Annotated in this window: 18 protein-coding genes and 1 pseudogene; 14 read left to right on the forward strand and 5 right to left on the reverse strand. The window is 43.7% G+C overall.

What is annotated here, in order from left to right; genetic code table 11:
- The 5 genes and pseudogenes from R3X26_RS13925 to R3X26_RS13940 form a co-directional block, all read left to right on the forward strand.
- Positions 1–681, forward strand: a 681-nt coding sequence (locus R3X26_RS13925) for an ABC transporter permease subunit (protein WP_317717939.1), incomplete at its 5' end; no start/stop codon positions are given.
- A gap of 23 nt (positions 682–704) precedes the next feature.
- Positions 705–1,898, forward strand: coding sequence for an ROK family transcriptional regulator (locus R3X26_RS13930; protein ID WP_317717940.1), 1,194 nt, complete (start codon positions 705–707; stop codon positions 1,896–1,898).
- 405 nt (positions 1,899–2,303) lie between these two features.
- Positions 2,304–3,026, forward strand: coding sequence for an IS110 family transposase (locus tag R3X26_RS13935; protein ID WP_317717941.1), 723 nt, complete (start codon positions 2,304–2,306; stop codon positions 3,024–3,026).
- 37 nt (positions 3,027–3,063) lie between these two features.
- Complete coding sequence (locus R3X26_RS19090; RefSeq protein ID WP_411572423.1) at positions 3,064–3,285, forward strand: hypothetical protein; 222 nt, start codon at positions 3,064–3,066, stop codon at positions 3,283–3,285.
- A 164-nt stretch (positions 3,286–3,449) separates the two neighbouring features.
- A pseudogene (locus R3X26_RS13940) lies at positions 3,450–3,650 on the forward strand (IS630 family transposase); the annotation flags it as partial.
- Between the two features lie 17 nt (positions 3,651–3,667).
- Here the strand turns inward: R3X26_RS13940 and R3X26_RS13945 are convergent.
- From R3X26_RS13945 to R3X26_RS13965, 5 genes are read right to left on the reverse strand one after another with little or no spacing between them, the layout of a single operon-like run.
- Positions 3,668–4,516 (reverse strand): sugar phosphate isomerase/epimerase family protein, encoded by an 849-nt coding sequence (locus R3X26_RS13945; protein WP_317717942.1) that lies wholly within the window; start codon positions 4,514–4,516, stop codon positions 3,668–3,670.
- Positions 4,517–4,520: 4 nt separating this feature from the next.
- The gene (locus R3X26_RS13950; protein WP_317717943.1) at positions 4,521–5,300 is read right to left on the reverse strand and encodes a triose-phosphate isomerase; all 780 of its coding nucleotides are present in this window, start codon (positions 5,298–5,300) and stop codon (positions 4,521–4,523) included.
- Entirely contained in the window at positions 5,297–5,932 is a 636-nt protein-coding gene (gene dhaL, locus R3X26_RS13955) for a dihydroxyacetone kinase subunit DhaL (protein WP_317717944.1), read from the reverse strand. Before dhaL ends, R3X26_RS13950 begins: the two co-directional genes overlap by 4 nt.
- 1 nt (position 5,933) lies before the next feature.
- Positions 5,934–6,932, reverse strand: a complete 999-nt coding sequence (locus tag R3X26_RS13960) for a dihydroxyacetone kinase subunit DhaK (protein ID WP_317717945.1) — start codon at positions 6,930–6,932, stop codon at positions 5,934–5,936.
- A 10-nt stretch (positions 6,933–6,942) separates the two neighbouring features.
- Positions 6,943–7,398 (reverse strand): RpiB/LacA/LacB family sugar-phosphate isomerase, encoded by a 456-nt coding sequence (locus tag R3X26_RS13965; RefSeq protein WP_317717946.1) that lies wholly within the window; start codon positions 7,396–7,398, stop codon positions 6,943–6,945.
- A 531-nt stretch (positions 7,399–7,929) separates the two neighbouring features.
- On the opposite strand from R3X26_RS13965, the gene R3X26_RS13970 reads away from it, so the two are divergent.
- The 9 genes from R3X26_RS13970 to R3X26_RS14010 all read left to right on the forward strand — a co-directional run bounded on the left by R3X26_RS13970 (position 7,930) and on the right by R3X26_RS14010 (position 17,121).
- Positions 7,930–8,583, forward strand: a complete 654-nt coding sequence (locus tag R3X26_RS13970) for a GntR family transcriptional regulator (protein ID WP_317717947.1) — start codon at positions 7,930–7,932, stop codon at positions 8,581–8,583.
- A 62-nt stretch (positions 8,584–8,645) separates the two neighbouring features.
- On the forward strand, positions 8,646–9,470 hold the full coding sequence (locus tag R3X26_RS13975) for a transketolase (protein WP_317717948.1): 825 nt from the start codon (positions 8,646–8,648) through the stop codon (positions 9,468–9,470).
- A 25-nt stretch (positions 9,471–9,495) separates the two neighbouring features.
- Positions 9,496–10,461 carry a transketolase family protein gene (locus R3X26_RS13980; RefSeq protein ID WP_317717949.1) on the forward strand — a complete coding sequence of 322 codons (966 nt, stop codon included), beginning with the start codon at positions 9,496–9,498 and terminating at the stop codon, positions 10,459–10,461.
- Between the two features lie 47 nt (positions 10,462–10,508).
- Positions 10,509–11,477, forward strand: coding sequence for a sugar phosphate isomerase/epimerase family protein (locus tag R3X26_RS13985; protein WP_317717950.1), 969 nt, complete (start codon positions 10,509–10,511; stop codon positions 11,475–11,477).
- Positions 11,478–11,564: 87 nt separating this feature from the next.
- Positions 11,565–12,578: a tripartite tricarboxylate transporter substrate binding protein gene (locus tag R3X26_RS13990; protein ID WP_317717951.1), complete on the forward strand. Its 1,014-nt coding sequence runs from the start codon at positions 11,565–11,567 to the stop codon at positions 12,576–12,578.
- Positions 12,579–12,666: 88 nt separating this feature from the next.
- Positions 12,667–13,533: a hypothetical protein gene (locus R3X26_RS13995; RefSeq protein WP_317717952.1), complete on the forward strand. Its 867-nt coding sequence runs from the start codon at positions 12,667–12,669 to the stop codon at positions 13,531–13,533.
- Positions 13,534–13,546: 13 nt separating this feature from the next.
- Positions 13,547–15,079, forward strand: a complete 1,533-nt coding sequence (locus R3X26_RS14000) for a tripartite tricarboxylate transporter permease (protein ID WP_317717953.1) — start codon at positions 13,547–13,549, stop codon at positions 15,077–15,079.
- A gap of 11 nt (positions 15,080–15,090) precedes the next feature.
- Positions 15,091–16,053 (forward strand): D-2-hydroxyacid dehydrogenase, encoded by a 963-nt coding sequence (locus R3X26_RS14005; RefSeq protein WP_317717954.1) that lies wholly within the window; start codon positions 15,091–15,093, stop codon positions 16,051–16,053.
- Positions 16,054–16,077: 24 nt separating this feature from the next.
- Complete coding sequence (locus R3X26_RS14010; protein ID WP_317717955.1) at positions 16,078–17,121, forward strand: aldose epimerase family protein; 1,044 nt, start codon at positions 16,078–16,080, stop codon at positions 17,119–17,121.
- The last annotated feature ends 92 nt before the right edge of the window (positions 17,122–17,213 follow it).

Consider the following 17,213-nt stretch of genomic DNA (forward strand, 5'->3'; position numbering starts at 1 on the left):
ATGCTTGGTATCTTAGGCGCGTTATGTGCAGGGCTATTTATCGGTTTGATGAACGGGATCTTTGTAACTAAAGTGCGAGTGAATGCTTTGATCGCAACCTTAGCTATGATGGAAATCGTTAGAGGCGGCGCGTACATTATTTCTGGTGGTAATGCGGTTGGTGTTGTTAACATGAATTTCTTTATGTTAGGACAGTCGACCATCTTAGGATTACCAACCCCTATCGTGATTACCATTATTTGTTTTGTTGTTTTTGGCTTCCTGCTCAAAAATACAGCCTATGGTCGCAACGCTCTAGCTGTCGGGGGCAATTCTGACGCTGCAAATTTAGCGGGCGTAGATGTCGACAAAGTGCGTATTGCCAATTTTGCCATACAGGGTGCGATTTGTGCGGTGGCGGGCATCATTTTGGCTTCTCGTATTACTAGTGGGCAGCCAAATGCATCATTAGGGTTTGAGCTAAGTGTTATTTCAGCCTGCGTGCTCGGCGGGGTTTCACTTAATGGTGGTAAGGCAAGTATAGTTGGTGTTGCGATCGGTGTATTGATCATGGGGACGGTGGAAAATGCACTCAATCTTCTTAATGTCGACTCTTTCTACCAGTATTTAGTGCGTGGTGGCATACTGTTGTTAGCGGTTGGAGCTGACCAGTATCGACAGCGACTTGCTGAAAAAGGCTAATTTCACTGGTATAAGAGGTACATATGATTAAAGGTATGAACAATAAATCAGTTCGCAGCTTCAATTCGAAACAGGTTATGCGCCTTTTATTCCAGCATAGAAAATTATCTAAATCGCAACTGGCTGCCAAGCTAGAATTGAGTATTCCTGCTTTAAGTAAAATATTGAATTATTTGATCGACTTAGAACTGGTTGAGCATATTCACGTGATACATTCGGGGCGGGGGAACTCTACTGGGATGTATCAAATGACACAGAATACGACACCAATTTTGTGCCTCCACATCACACCTTATCGAATATCAACAACAGTACTGAATGGATTAATGGACCCAATTGTTGATTATCGCCACATCGAGATAAATCCTACCCATCCATCAGAGTTAGTTGCATCTGTATTTGAGATTTATCGGCAATGTATAAAAGACACTGGTAGTTCGAAATTTAAAGTTGCAATGGCGCTACATGGCCAGGTTGATAGGCGATCTGGAACATCAGTCTTGATGCCACAAGCAAAGTGGTCTGCACCTATAGATTTCAAATACTTAATAGAAGAGGAGTTTGGTGCTGAGGTTCAAGTAGATAACGATTGTGTCATGTTAGCGTTGGCAGAGAAATGGTTAACGAAAGACCACCCTAAGGATTTCTGCGTTATTAATGTTGACTATGGGATTGGTTCTTCATTTTTGGTAAACGATAAAATATTTCGCGGCGAATTGTTTGGCAGTGGACAAATAGGACATTCTATTATTGACCAAGATGGGCGAAAGTGTTGTTGTGGAAGATATGGTTGTTTAGAGACCATATCTTCCACTAAAGCGATTACATCGGAAATTCGTAAAACTTATAAAACTAATCCTAATCATGGACACAATGCCTCGCAAATTACCTTTGAAGATGTGGTGAGGCTTTTTCACTCTGGAGATATGATCACAAGGAAGACTGTTGAAAAAGCAGCTACTTCATTTGGTATCAGTTTATACAATTTTCTCGTGACTTTAAGTGTTAACGACATAGTTATTTATGGTGATATCAAAGATCTAGGAGAAGAGTGGTTAAACATTGTTAGAACTATAGCATTATCTAATCCATTTGAAGCTAATACGAATGCACTTAAAGAGCAAAGAGCGTCCATTCGATACGGTGAGTTGCCAGATAGTCGTTTATTAAATGGCATAGGTTTCTTATATATAGAGTCGCTAATAGAAACATTTTAAATTGTCTCGCTATTTTCAATAATTTTGTAGCATCGCTATATATTGTATCTGTAGATTTGAGTAGCCGTCTTCAACCGTTGTCTGTTAACGAGAAATCAAGGAGTTAGATCTTGGAAAATAGTGACAGATAAACTTCGCAGAAATGATGTTGCTCACAGAGCTTGTTCCATGATCCACTTCTGATATAACTTCTAACTAAGTGACCAAATTCACTATGCCACTTGTATCTTGAGGCTTTGGATGATTAGCTATCCCCAAGCTCTAAAACAGTGAGGATGTTATGCCACGTAATGTTTAACATTGAGCTGTAGATTATCCCCTGATTTTACTTTCTCTAATACTGGATGGTATCCGAGCACTTAGTGCTTTACTAATGATGCTGTATGTACAAGTGGAGTCATTGATATGAGATTAAATGTTGTAATTGATGTAAGCAAAGAAACGCTCGATCTCTGTTTATTGTTAAATCAAGCCAAGAGCAGCAGCAAATTTAAATGCTTCAAAAACAGAAAGATTGACTATTTAGCCATCAATGATTGGATCTTGAAGCTATCTAAATCTCAGCCTAATGACATTATCATTACGATGGAATCCACAGGGGTTTATCATGAAGAAATAGCCCTGTATTTATACACTATGGGCTTCCAAATCTTTATTTCAAATCCTGGCAAAGCTAAGAAATTTTCGCAAGCACTAGGATTAATCCATAAAACTGATAAGTCAGATGCGTATATGCTCGCAAGATATGGGGTCACTCAAAATGAGCAGATTAATTTATGGAAGTCTGATGATGCTAATACCAGGAATATCAAGGCTTTAATTCGCAGATTATCCGCTTTAGAAAAAGATCGTTTAAGAGAAAATAACCGACTTGAAGCAAGTGAAACCAGCGATGATCATGATAGAGTATTACTCTCAATTACTCGTATTATTAGGTTCATAGAAGACGAAATTCAAGAGATTGAAAACGAAATCGATACTATTATCTCTGCTTGTCCTACCATGAAAAAGAACCATGATTTACTCATGAGTGTTATCGGTATAGGTAAGGTAATGTCACGAGAGTTAGTCTATTTATTTTCAGGTAAAACTTTTCAACAGCTAAGCATATGTTGGCCTAATACCTAAGCTAAATGAATCAGGTTCGTTTAAAGGGAGAGCGACACTGAGTAAAATTGGTCCATCCAGAATTCGATCCAAAATATTTTTAGCAGCAGTTAGTGCTGGAACACATAACCCAGATATTAAAGCACAAAAAAATCGACTTCTAGCTGCTGGGAAAACAAAGATGCAAGCGTTAGTTGCAGCAATGAGAAAGCTAATTCAAATTTGTTTTGGGGTGATAAAGAACCAAACAAGGTGTCAGTCCACATTAGCTTTAAATTAGGTTTGTACTCTGTTCTGAGTTTGGATCATTCCATTCTCAAAGAGGCTATCGAAAAAACTGTAAAGTCATCGGTTCGCTGTAAGCTGGTCGATTATGGAAAGAAAGAATATGACGTCAGCTCAAGTAGAGCGTGCTGAGTAGTTCCTCATCGAGAAGAAGAAACCATTAATGCGGTTCATCCCACACTGTCGACCAATATCTCCACTCCAAGATATACACCAATCAAGATAAAGAGCTGGAAACGACAGGAAATTGTAGCCAGCTGATTATTATTGGTGCGTTACACTTGTCAGGTATCGATTCAACCATTGTTAGCAACTACGAAAGCAATCACAGTGAAAATATTGTTCGCTTTTTCTGGCAAACTCGGAGAAAGCCAAACTTAACACTGCGCACATGCCAGTATCATCTGAATAGAGTTGTGCAGTTTGTGGTTTATATCTTCAATGGGCAGTACTTCGTCCTTCGGTCTGAGAATAGCGCGACCATCGGTTTTTCGGATTAATGCAAAAGGTGCCTCGATACTGAAAAACGGCATTTTCTGGCCTTGAGCTACTCGTCGGAACAGTTCAGGATAGTGGCAGATCCCATTCCCTATAGTACAGAATCGGTAGCTGTCGCCCTCTATGAATAGATCCTTGATATGGATATGTTCCGCAACGCTCAAGCTTTGCACGGTATCCATCAATAGGTCATTCTGCGGTCGGTGTGAAGCTAGGTTGCCCGGATCGAAGTTGATGCCCATAGACTCAGAGGTATAAGCCTGTAAGACAGAAGCAAAGTCTTTACAATCGTTAAGCATGTAAGGTTGCTGATCACCAACATTTTCTATCAGAATCTTGATATTTTCGGCTTCAGCTAGCACAATCGCTTCACGTGCGGCCTGCTGAAACTCAGCCAGACTACCATCACGTGGCGCGTACACGATCAAACGCGGACAATCTAGCAGCCTTGTCAGTTTTACTCGCTTCAAAAGCAACTCATTACAGTTTTCTAATGTTATCTCACAGTGCGCCGCCAATGATGTGCAATGCATCTTGCGCTGGTTAAGCTGTGCGCGAATATTAGTGACAACCTGCTCGTTTACGCCATCTTCATCTAAGTCATACACGGCTCCTTGGATAAGTGCCAGTTCAATGTTGTATACCCCCAAAGAGTAGATGGCATCCAACGCCTCCTCTATAGGGTAACCAGAATAAGCAACGGTACTGATGGAAAAGTTATCCTTCATTCCATTATCCTCCATTGCTGTAGCTAGTCGCGATCTTTAACAGTGACGCATAACCTTCTGCTTGCCATGCTGAGCGACCGACAAACAAGCCATCAATGCTCGGTTGCTGGATCAATTCAGCCGCATTTTCCTGATTGACGCTACCGCCATACAGAAGCACGACCTTTTCTGCATTGGTGCTTCCATATTGGGCAATCAATGCCTGCTTGATTGCCCTCAACCCTTTTTCTGCTTCGTCTGCACGGGCAGGAGTACCATTTTCACCGATGGCCCAGACGGGTTCGTAAGCAATAATCACCTGGTCGAGTTGTTCCTCAGAGACCTCAAACAACGCGATCTTGATCTGTCTGACGACTGACTCAACAGAAACTCCCCAGCGTTTTTCATCAAAGGTATCACCGACACAAATAAGCGGTATCAAACCTTTTGTCAACGCTGCTTTCGTTTTCAAATTGACAGTTTCGTCAGTTTCATTGAAGCAGTGGCGACGCTCAGAATGACCGATCTCCACTATCGTGGCACCGATATCTGTGGCTATCGTGGTTGATATCTCGCCGGTAAAAGCGCCTGATTCGGCCCAGCAAATATTTTGTACACCGATGTGGGTGCCGTGTTGGCTAAGCTGCTTGGCAACCTGATCCACATAAGGATACGGCGGGATCAGGAAGCTCTGAATAGAAGCAGGAAGTTGTTGCAGTGTCGGCTGGATTTGATGACAAAACGCCTCGACCTCGGCCGAGGTTTTGTTCATCTTCCAGCTAGAACCTAGCCATAATTTTTTCATGCCGCTACCTCAACACTACAGTACTCGGCCATAAACTTTAGGATAAGTGACATGGAGATCGCTCCGGGATCTGGGTGTCCCAATGAACGTTCACCTAAGGTTTTGGCCTTACCTGTTGTTGCTATCATCTGTTTCGTCGCTTCAACACCTTGCTCTGCTGCTTTGGCAATCTCAACAATCGCCTGTTCAAATTCGGTATTTTCCAACTCCTGAGCCTTACGTACTGCTGGTGCCAAGGCGTCTATCATCGTCTTTGCACCTTCTGTCGCACCTCCACGTTTGTAGATACCTTCCAGACCCGCATCCAGAAAATGTGCCAGTACCGGTGTGGTCAATTCCATTTCACCAGCAATGGCTTTACCGCCTGCGCGGAACAGGGTGCCAAAGATAGCACCGGATGCTCCACCCATAGTTGACATTAGTTTTGTGCCAATCTTTGTCAGAACATCACCTACATCCGTTGCTGTAAAGTCTTCTATCAGATAAGTGGCTACATTGGAAAAACCGCGCTCGATACCCAAACCATGGTCACCATCACCGATAGTCTGGTCATATTTGGTAAGCATCGGCTCATTTTCTACCATACCGCGTGCGACAAGCTGCATCATTTCAATGGATTGTTGTATATTCATGTTATTTCCTTAGGGCAAAAGAGTGACAAGATTGGTCGTAAAGGAGTTTAAGTTGTTCATCTAGCTTGAGTAGTGAAATAGAGTAGCCGGACATTTCCAATGATGTGCAATAGCTACCTACCAAGCAGTCATGGATGGCCACCCCTTTATCTACGAGGTAGTTACTCACAGCTCGGTTGGCTATAAGCAGTTCCATCTGAGTGGATGCTCCTAGATTGTTAACCAATACACATACTTCGTCACCAGCGCTCAGTTCCAATTCTTTATAGAGCTTATTCATTAACTCAATAACTGTGTCATCGGCGGTACCTAGTTTCGATTTTCCTACGCCCGGCTCACCATGTAGACCCATACCGATCTCGATCTCGTCATCAGCAATATCAAAGTTGAAGGTTTTATTGCGAGGAATTGCGCAAGGACCAAGGGCTACACCCACGGATGCAGTGTTTTGCAGTGCTTTTTCTATGGCGGCGACTACATCGTCAAATTCAGTATACAGTTCTGACGCGGCTCCCGCAGCTTTAAGCACAAACAATGCGCCTGCGATACCCCGGCGCTCTTTGGCGTTGTTTTGCTCTGCAGAGAGCACATCGTCATTAATGCGCACAGTATGTGATTTAATATCATCATCTTGTAGAAGCTCAGCTGCAATATCATAGTTCATGTTATCACCAGCGTAGTTACCGTAGACGAAAATTACGCCATTTTCTGGCTTCAGAGCCATGCAGGTTTCCACAATCACATCGGGGGTAGGCGCTGCAAACACATCACCAATAGAAACCGCATCGGCCAGGCCATTGCCAACATAACCACCATACATCGGCTCATGGCCCGCACCACCACCGGTTACTATAGCAACTTTTTCTGGGTTAAAGTCCTTACGAATAGAGGCTGTCAGTGAACCAACCTGCTCCATATGATTAGCAGCGACCATGAAACCTTCGAATTGTTCTCGCGCAACTGCATCAGGATTATTAAGTAATTTTTTAGGTTTTTTCATCGTTCTTCTCCTAACGCGCCTGAATGGCCGTTTCCAGTTCCATGATACGTTCAACTTTAGGTAACGAAGACTCGTCAATGCTGTCTGCTTTCATCCAGTGATCTAGGATGGTTTTAGCCAGCTCAGAGCCGATCACTCGAGCCCCCATAGTGATGATCTGTGCACCGTTGCTCTTTCGGGCTCGAATGGCCGAAAATACATCATGACAGAGTGCTGCGCGGATACCCGGTACTTTGTTAGCCATAATGGATACGCCGATACCAGTACCACAAACAATAAGTCCACGTTCATGTTTATTATCTGCGACAGCCTTAGCAACCCGCTGGGCGACATCAGCATAATAGTTTTCTTCACCGCTTGGTGCTTCGCTGTAATCGGTATATTCATAACCCAATGAAACAAGATGTTCTTTTAATATATTTTTAAATTCCACAGCTGCGTCATCGCAGCCAATAGCTATATTCATAATATGCTCCGCATTAAATGTTAGGGTAAAAAGAAATATTTCTTTATTATTTACGCTATGACATTTTTAATTAATTATCTAATTAAAAACTCATTGTATTTGACCTGAATCACGAAATATTTATTAATTTATCTATTAAAAAATACGGAAAAAATAAAAGATTAAATAATTTAATTATCTTTGAATGTAAGTGTTTTTTTTTGATTATTAATGCTTTGTAGAAAAACAATAACAAACTTTTTTTATACTTTAATATTTATTTTAGTCAACATTTTTTATAGCTCTTTAATTAGTATTTTAAATAACGTGTATGTACACTTAAATATTTATTTAAAACGTATTTTTTTTGTACTTTAATGTTTATTTAAAAAACGTATTAATGCGTGATTTGGTTCAAATTTTAATCTGACTTGATAAGTTAGACTTCATTCAACTTAACGAATAAATTAAAAAATTTTTTAACGTATGTTTTGGCGTATACACCTATAATTACAATTATCGAAGGGTTATACGAAAAAAGGTAGAAGGAAAATGAAGTTATCAGAGCAAGCATACGTGAAACTTAAGTCAATGATTTTAGGTAATAATTTTCGAATAAATCAGCAGTTATTAATAGAAGATGCAGTCGAAATATGTGGATTTAGCCGAACACCAGTACGTGAAGCGCTACTGAGATTGCAGGAAGATGGGTTGATTACTCTGCATCCAAGACATGGTTTGCGTATCTGCGCACTATGTCGCAGAGACTTAGAAGAGCTATATGAACTGATTGCTCATCTAGAAATCACGGCAATAGAACTTTGTATACAACATACGTTAACAAAAGAACAAATCAGCAAGTTACGTGAATATACGCGTCAAATGCATCTGGCCCTTGAGGACAATGACATTTTTTTGTGGGCCGAACATGACAGGCAGTTTCACGAAGAGATATTTAAATATACGGGAAATTCCCGTTTAATTAAAACCGCAAAGAAATATAACGAACAAAATAAACGTTGTAAGGATATCGTAATTAAACTTCGTCCCATGCCTTGGGATTCTATTAATGAGCATAATAAACTAGTTGATGCTATTGAAAAAAAGGATGCAGTAGGGGCAAGAGAAATGCACTTATCTCACTGGCGTGAAGTTTCAGCACAATTTATTGAATTTTTAGATAATTATCATTTTCTCGATAATTAACTTTAGATAGTCGTATTTTAAATATATTTTTTAAATCTTATTAAATTAAGGAGGGCACTGCTATGCCTAAAAAAAGTGTGGCAGAGCTTTATAAACTCACCCGAGATATTCGTGTAGATATTTTGGACATGGTTTATAAAGCCCAATCAGGTCATATTGGTGGTTCTTTTTCAGCTGCTGAAATTGTCACAACCCTATATTTCTCAGAAATGCAGAACCTAGATCCAACCAACCCGCGCAAAGCAAATCGTGATCGTTTTGTACTTTCCAAAGGTCACGCTTGTCCGGTTTGGTACGCGTGCCTTTGTCGTCTTGGCTTTTTTGAACGTGAGCATTTAGGTTCGTTGCGCAAAATCAACTCTATTTTGCAAGGACACCCGGATATGAAGTCGACCTCAGGCATTGATATCACCACAGGATCTCTGGGCCATGGATGCGCTTCAGCGACTGGTATGGCACTCGAAGGCTTGATGACCAAGGACAACCGCCGCGTTTATTCGGTACTGGGTGATGGCGAAATCAACGAGGGCGTTGTTTGGGAAACCGCCATGGCGGCAGGCAAGTACAAGTTGGATAACCTAGTGTTCTTTATCGATAAGAACAATCTACAAATGGATGGTACCAGCGACCAGATCATGCCGTTACTAAGCATCGAGGATAAGTTCAGCTCATTCGGCTGGAACGTACTAACCATTGATGGCCATGATATTGCACAGATCTTGGAAGCGCTAGAAGCCGCCCGTACCTTCAAAGGAAAACCGACTTGTATCGTCGCCAACACGGTGAAGGGCAAAGGGGTCAGCTTTATGGAAAATGTGCGCAACTGGCACGGTAAAGCACCATCGACCGAAGAGTACGAAGCAGCACGCGCCGAGCTGGTTGCATAAACAGAGACAACAATTGGTATACATTATGAAAGAGCTAGTGAAATCAAACAAGCCTACCCGCTTAGCCTTTGCTGAACGTATGGTGGAGTACGGCGAGATCAACCAGGACTTTGCTGTGTTCGAAGCAGATATCGGTTACTCAACCAACTCTTATTTGTTCAACGAGAAATACTCCGAACGTTACTTCCAGATGGGTATTGCTGAATTTGGCATGATGGCTTCAGCTGCCGGTATGGCTGCCAACGGCCGCCCAGTTATCGTAGCCGGCTATGGTGTATTTCTCACCATGCGTGCCCTAGAAAGTGTGCGTAGTTTTATCTGTTATCCAAACCTGAACGTGAAGCTAATGTCTTCACATGGCGGTACTACTGCTGCCATTGATGGGGTAACCCACCAAGCATCAGAAGATATGGCATTGATGACCTCTTTGCCAAACATGCATGTGTTTGCACCGTGTGATACTGCCTCTACCCGTGCGCTGTTTGACGTCACAATGGAAACTCAAGGGCCTGTCTACTGTCGTCTGATGCGTGACTCTTATAAGGAGCTGTATGACGAAACTACCGATTTTAAGTGTGGTGGCAGTAACGTGATCAGCAAGGGTAACGATATGACCATTATTTCTTATGGTGACATCCTGTTCCAAGCCATTGAAGCAGCAAACGAGCTGCGTGCTTCCGGCGTCAGCGTTGAAATCATCGATGCTTACAGTGTGAAGCCGCTGGACTGGGACACTATCCGCACATCTATCAAGAAGACCGGCCGTGTAATCGTGGCTGAGGGGCACCAACAACGCAACGGAATGGCTTATGAAATTGCCGCGCGCATGGCAAAAGAAGGCATCCGTGTAAAGTTTGACAACTTGGGCCTACGTGACACCTTTGCTGAGTCTGGTGATTACCCTTTGTTGCTAGAAAAATACGGCCTATCCGCCAAACACATCATCGATTCTGCCAGTGCACTTTTGGTTGAGCCGGAAGTAACTGTTTAGAAAATTTACCAATCAACCTGTATCCATGCAGGTAAAGGGAGCTAATAATGTTTAAACATGCAGTAATTACCCCATTTTTGGGGCAAACCAAGGACCGTTTTTCTGAATACAACGAGCCGAAAACCTTGGATCAAAAGTTCCAAACCCTACGCATGATTGAGGGAATGACAGGCGCCGAGCTTATCTACCCATATGAAGTGAACTTCAACAACCTGACAGAAGTAAAACTACTGCTGGCCAAATATGACATCGAGGTTGCGGCAATCAATGTGAATGTGAAGGTTGAGCCAGAATTCAAATCCGGCGGCTTAACCTCTCCAGACAAAGCAGTGCGTGAACGCGCGGTGCAGTTTATAAAAGAAGCGAAAGATTTCGCCCAAGAAGTGGGTGCTGACAAGGTGCAATGTTGCCCACTGAGCGATGGTTACGAGTTCTCATTTCAAGCCGACTATGTCGAGACTTGGAAGCATCTGTGTGAAACTTTTGCTGCTGCGGGTGAATACAAGCCGGAGATCCCTCTGTTTATCGAATACAAGCCTAACGAAGTGCGTGGTCGTTGTTATTTAGACGATGCTGCTAAGACCATCTGTCTGATTAAGGAAATTGGCAACCCGAACATTGGTGTCACCTTAGATTACGGCCACTCACTCTACGGTGATAACAACCCAGCAGAAGAGCTGGCACTGCTGAACTCGCAAGATGTGAAGTATTACATTCATATCAATGATAATGATGGCAAATGGGACTGGGATTACTTCTGTGGCAGCCGCAGCCTGATGCAGTACATCGAGTTCATCTTCTATTTGAAGAAATTTAACTACCAAGGCTGGCTGACGTCTGACACATCACCAACCCGTTGGGATATTGTCAAAATGTTTGAAGCCAACGTCAACATGACAAACCGTATCTCGGCTCGTATCGACGAGATTGGCATGTCCAATTTTGAAGAGAGTCTGCGTAAGAAGGAGTACATGGATATTTGGACAGACTTACAGGGTTACTTTATGAAATTTTAGTTTAGTGACTCTACCCTACGACTAATACTATAACAAAATGTTAACTTAACGGCGTGCTTCGGGCACGAAATATAAAAGGTATATAACATGAAACGAAGAACATTACTTGCCGGTGTTGCTCTGGCAGCAGTTACACTGATGTCTAACGTAGCACTAAGCTCAGATCGCTATCCAAGTCGCAATATCACCGATGTTGTAACTTGGTCAGCAGGTGGTGGTACCGACGTGATCAACCGTGTCGCAACAGCGTCAATGGTAAAATACCTCGGCACCAACATCAATGTGATCAACAAACCAGGTGGTGTATCCGGTTCAGTTGGTCTTTTGGAAGGTTATGGCGCGAAGGCTGACGGCTATACTTTTATCGGCTTGTCAGAGTCAAACGTCACTGCCGCTGTTATGGGGGGCTGGGACAAGCGAATGGATGTGTTTGACTACTTTATTGTAGCCAGTTCACCAGATGTGATCTCAGTATCACGTAACTCAGAGTTCGATACTATTGAAGAGCTGGTTGCTTATGTAAAGCAGAACCCTAACAAGCTGCGTGTTGGCGCGGGCTCTTCTGGCTCACTGCACCACATCAACTACCTAGCGTTTTCTAAAGGTATCGATGGTGAAATGAACTTCATCCCTTACCCAGGCTCATCCAAGAGTCAGAATGCGGCATTGAGTGGTGAAGTAGACGTGGTTATCACCTCAGTGGCTGAGCAGAACCAGCTTATCCAGTCTGGTGACTTCAAAGCGTTGGCAACGCTCACAGATAAGCCGTTCACTGTGGGTGAGATCACTATCCCATCTGGCCTTGAGACTTACCCGTCACTGACCACATACCTTCCTATCTCTCAGGCTATCGGTTTTGCGATGAAAAAAGAAACGCCTAAAGATATCAAAATGAAGGTTGCTAAAGCGTTTGCTAGTGCAATGCAGAGCGATGAGCTCAAAACTTATGCTCGCGAGAACCATTATCAGGTAGTGGGTGAGTTCGGTAAAAAAGCCAACGAGCGTATGGCACGTCTGGAATCTCTGTTCAGCTGGACTCTATGGGAACTTAAAGCAGCCAAGGTAAATCCTGAATCCTTGGGTATCCCTCGTCCAGAGTAACCGCTTTTGACACGTAATCAGGGCTTTTAAGTCCTTTGGCTCTGGTTGCTTTCACCTTCTTGTTTAAATCCTTTAATTGGGGGTCATAATGTCTAGCTCTATCATACACTCGAAAGACGAGCATCTAGATGATGACAATACAGCAGCGGAAGCACTAGAGCAGAAAAAAATGCATGGATGGGACTTTGCGTTCTCCCTTGTCGTCATGTTGTTTTCTGTGGGTGTTATCGTTACCTCGCTAACTATGCCTTTCTCGGGTACTGTGGGCGGTGTGACAACCGAGTGGTATGAATCACCCGGACTGTTGCCATTATTTATCGGCGGTTCTCTATTTGCTGCTGGTTTGTCGGTATTTATACAGGCAAAAAATTCAGATGGCCGAGCGCTGTTTGCTAAATACTTTAAAGAAATCAATCCAACTGGTTTCCTAATTTCTGCCGGTGGTATCATCAGTTACATTTATGTTCTGATCTCTTGGTATGACTTCTTCCTAGCCTCAGTGGTCTTCTTGTTACTGTATATCGGGATATATTATTTAGATGATGATGCTATCTCACGCAAACTCCTGAAGATCTATTACTCAGCGATTATATTATCTATCGCTCTATTCATGACAGGAGCCGAAAAATTGCTGAACAGTGGTTATGCCTTTACCACTGACTTAATACTGCTTGTCACTGCGGTACTGCTGATATTGGCGATGTACCGCTCAGCCTACGAGGACAACAGTGAACTGCGCCAGAAGGTTCGTCGCCTGACATTGATCGCCATTATTTTCCCGGCGGTTCTTTGTCCAATCTTCCGTTACTTCCTCCTAGTGCCACTACCAAAAGAAGGTCTAGTAGTAGAGCAGGTGTTTAATCACACCTACTACACCTACATCAATACTGGCACCGTCACCGAAGAAGTTGAACTATCTGATGAGCAGATGTCGCTGCTTGAAGATGCATTTTAACAGGAAATAACACATGGACATTTTATCTGTATTCGGAAGTATGTTTTGGCATATTTTCACCTCTCCACTACTGATACTTATTTTGGCAGGTAGTACCTTTCTTGGGATTATCTTTGGTGCGATGCCCGGACTGACCGCGACTCTAGGGGTTGCACTATTAACCACACTAACCTATGGTTTGGATAATCAGACCGCTCTACTGGCACTGCTCTCTATTTATGTAGGCGGCGTGTACGGCGGCATGTACACCTCTATTCTCCTCAATATTCCGGGAACGGCGGCATCCGCTGCGACCGCAATGGACGGCTATCCGATGGCGCAGAAAGGCCAGACCGGCCGAGCCTTTGGCCTGGCGACGACCTCATCACTTATCGGCTCAGCGATCGGTATGGTATTTGTGGCTCTGTTGTCACCGATGATCGCAAAAGCGGCGCTGCAGTTTACCTCGTATGAGTACTTCTTGTTGGCTCTGTTCGGCATCTTGATCAGTGGTAGTTTGACCTCACCAGAGTTGGCTATCAAGGGTTGGATCGCTGGTCTGTTTGGTATTTGGCTCTCAACTATTGGTCAAGACCATATGCAGATGTACCCTCGTTTCACTATGGGTATGCATGACCTAGATAACGGCATCGATGTCGTTCCGGTACTGATTGGAGCTTTTGGTATCCCACAGATCATGTCAGTACTTGAATCCAAGATAAAGATGAAGTCGATGAACGCCAAGTCTGTCGGCAAACTACTACCTGATATGAAGACCATGTTCAAAAACTCGCGTCTGATTGGTAGTTCAGCGATAACCGGTGTGGGTATTGGTGCGGTACCAGGCATCGGTGAAGATATCGCTGCCTGGGTAGCGTACGGCATTGCTCGTAAGACCAGCAAAAAACCGGAAACCTTTGGTAAAGGTGCGCCGGAAGGTGTTATTTCTACCTCAGTGGCCAACCAAGCCTGTGTTGGTGGTGCGATGATTCCGCTACTGAGTCTTGGTATCCCTGGTTCACCGCCGGCAGTAATGCTACTGGGTGCGTTGATGCTACATAACGTGGCACCGGGTCCGATGCTTCTGAAAACCAATCCAAATTTTATCCCTGAAGTAACCGCTATCCTGTTTGCGGCCGCGATCGCGATGTGGGTATGTGGCATGATCCTGTCTAAGCAGGTAATTCACATCCTTCGTATCCCTCAGACACTGTTTATGCCTCTTATCGCTGTACTGTGTGTGATCGGTTCATTCGCTCTGGGTATGCGCGTGTTTAACCTGTACTTGATGGGTGTTATCGGCATTATTTCTTACTTCTTCATGAAGCTGAATGTACCGATTGCACCGCTGGTTATTGGGGTGATCTTGGGCCCTATGGCTGATACTTCACTACGTACCGGTCTGAAAACAACTGGTGGTAGCCTGATGCCGATGATCGAGCGTCCTATCTCTTTCGTTCTGGTGTGCATCATTGTGATGATTATCTGTAGCCAAATCCCACCAGTAAACAAGGGTATAAAGGCACTGTTTTCCAATCTAAAGAGTAGACTCGCACCATCATCTTAGGGAGAATATTTATGAAAACTATCGTATGCCTTGACGGTTATACGCTGAACCCAGGAGATAACTCCTGGGCACCAGTTGAAGCACTGGGAAACTTTATCTGCTATGACCGATCAACCGACAGTACGCAGCAAGTGATTGAACGTGCTCAAGCTGCCAATATTGTTCTGACCAACAAAACGCCTATCACCCGCGAAATAATTGATACTTGTCCGAAGATAGAGTGTATCGCGGTACTCGCTACTGGCTACAATGTAGTGGATGTGGAATATGCTAAAAGCAAAGGCATACCTGTGATGAACGTGCCAGTTTACGGTACTGATACCGTAGCAGAGATGGTGTTTGCGCATATAATGCATCTGGTTCGCAATGTTGCGGCTAACAGCGATGATGTGCAAAATAACCTAGGCTGGACTAACAATGATGACTGGACCTACTGGTTGAATACACAGATCGAACTGTCAGGAAAAACCATCGGTATCATCGGCTTTGGTAACATCGGCCAGCGCGTAGGCGAGATAGCTGCGGCCTTTAAAATGAAAGTAGTGGCCCATGATGCTTATGTACAGAAATTCCCAGATTATACGCATAGTATGCTGGATTTGGATAAAGTACTGGAACAAGCTGATTTTGTCTCTCTACACTGTCCAGCTCTGCCAAACACCATCAATTTTATGAACCGTGATAAGTTTATCCTGATGAAGAATGAGGCGTTCCTTATCAATACTTCAAGGGGGCAATTGGTGGTCGAACAAGATCTGGCGGATGCACTCAACACGGGTGAGATCGCTGGTGCCGCTCTAGACACTCTTTGGCAGGAGCCGCCAAGTGCGAGCAACCCGTTGCTCAGTGCTAAGAACTGCACTATTACCCCTCATCTTGCCTGGGCAACACTGGATGCTCGTAGGCGTATTACTGCTATGGTCGCGGACAACATCCGCTCTTTCCTTGAAGGTAACCCGAAAAACACCGTCTGACGGAATACATCAAAGGCTTATAATATGAAGATAGAACGGTTTCCATTTGGCACTTTCTATAACCAGAGTGTCAGAAGGATAGTGTTGTCAAATGAAAATGGTATGTCTGTCTCCATCCTTGAGTTAGGAGGGATCATCTCAAACTTGCTTGTCCCAGATAAACAAGGGGATCTGGCGGATGTGGTTCTTGGTTTTGATAACATCAAAGACTATGTCAGGCACGACACCCACTACTTTGGTGCTCTTATCGGCCGAGTAGCAAACCGAATTGAAGGAGCGCAGTTTGAACTGGATGGTGAAATGGTTCAGGTTCATGGTAACGCTTATGGTGGACGGCACTGCGTGCATGGTGGTCGTTTTGGTTACCATCGCCGCGTGTGGCAACAGGTTAAAAGCGAGCAGACCCACGATCACGTATCGGTGACGCTACGTCTTATCGATAATGACGGTGAAGAGGGATTCAAACATACGGTTTTAGTACATGCCACTTATACCTTAACTCGTGATAACAAGCTCAGCTTGATCTTCAATGCAGATGCTGACGGGCCGACGCCAGTTAATATGACGGCACACAGCTATTTTAACCTGTTTGGACATCAGCACGGCTCAATCAAAGCGCATACATTGACGTTGCATGCTAAGCAATATCTGGGTCAGAAAGCGGACCGCATCCCAGATGGCAGCTTAGTCAGTGTTGATGATTCGATGTTTGATTTTAGCCAGACGAGAGTTTTAGCAAAGGGAGTGGCCTACGGCGACGAAGTGAATCACTCCTACGTATTTGATCAGACAGGTGCGTCACGCGACAAATTGCATAAAATGGCCGTTCTGCAAGGAGGAGGCCGCCAGCTTACTATCTACTCTAACGAGCGTACCTTGCATTTGTACAATGGTCATAACTTGGACGGTGTTTCTGGCAAACAAGGCAGTATCTACAACCGCTACGCTGGGCTTTGCTTAGAGCCAAAAGGGTATGTAAATGGCATTAATGAGATCAACTTCCCATATACGATTATTGACAGTAGCAACAGCTATGAACACCGTATCATTTACGACTTTAGTCACTGAACGCACCAGCCCGTATTAGCGTTTTTATACGGGCTCCTCTCCAGTTGAATTCAACTCACAATGAATTTTGTTATGCCGCCAGTAATAGCCAT

Source organism: Vibrio sp. TH_r3, assembly GCF_033101115.1.
Classification (GTDB): Bacteria; Pseudomonadota; Gammaproteobacteria; order Enterobacterales; family Vibrionaceae; genus Vibrio.

Coding starts and splice junctions, on each gene's coding strand:
- R3X26_RS13945 (WP_317717942.1), bottom strand. CDS start 4,516: ATGAAGGATAACTTTTCCATCAGTACCGTTGCTTATTCTGGTTACCCT.
- R3X26_RS13995 (WP_317717952.1), top strand. CDS start 12,667: ATGTCTAGCTCTATCATACACTCGAAAGACGAGCATCTAGATGATGAC.
- R3X26_RS13930 (WP_317717940.1), top strand. CDS start 705: ATGATTAAAGGTATGAACAATAAATCAGTTCGCAGCTTCAATTCGAAA.
- R3X26_RS13985 (WP_317717950.1), top strand. CDS start 10,509: ATGTTTAAACATGCAGTAATTACCCCATTTTTGGGGCAAACCAAGGAC.
- R3X26_RS14010 (WP_317717955.1), top strand. CDS start 16,078: ATGAAGATAGAACGGTTTCCATTTGGCACTTTCTATAACCAGAGTGTC.
- R3X26_RS14000 (WP_317717953.1), top strand. CDS start 13,547: ATGGACATTTTATCTGTATTCGGAAGTATGTTTTGGCATATTTTCACC.
- R3X26_RS13935 (WP_317717941.1), top strand. CDS start 2,304: ATGAGATTAAATGTTGTAATTGATGTAAGCAAAGAAACGCTCGATCTC.
- dhaL (WP_317717944.1), bottom strand. CDS start 5,932: ATGAATATACAACAATCCATTGAAATGATGCAGCTTGTCGCACGCGGT.
- R3X26_RS13965 (WP_317717946.1), bottom strand. CDS start 7,398: ATGAATATAGCTATTGGCTGCGATGACGCAGCTGTGGAATTTAAAAAT.
- R3X26_RS13950 (WP_317717943.1), bottom strand. CDS start 5,300: ATGAAAAAATTATGGCTAGGTTCTAGCTGGAAGATGAACAAAACCTCG.
- R3X26_RS13990 (WP_317717951.1), top strand. CDS start 11,565: ATGAAACGAAGAACATTACTTGCCGGTGTTGCTCTGGCAGCAGTTACA.
- R3X26_RS13975 (WP_317717948.1), top strand. CDS start 8,646: ATGCCTAAAAAAAGTGTGGCAGAGCTTTATAAACTCACCCGAGATATT.
- R3X26_RS14005 (WP_317717954.1), top strand. CDS start 15,091: ATGAAAACTATCGTATGCCTTGACGGTTATACGCTGAACCCAGGAGAT.
- R3X26_RS13980 (WP_317717949.1), top strand. CDS start 9,496: ATGAAAGAGCTAGTGAAATCAAACAAGCCTACCCGCTTAGCCTTTGCT.
- R3X26_RS13960 (WP_317717945.1), bottom strand. CDS start 6,932: ATGAAAAAACCTAAAAAATTACTTAATAATCCTGATGCAGTTGCGCGA.
- R3X26_RS13970 (WP_317717947.1), top strand. CDS start 7,930: ATGAAGTTATCAGAGCAAGCATACGTGAAACTTAAGTCAATGATTTTA.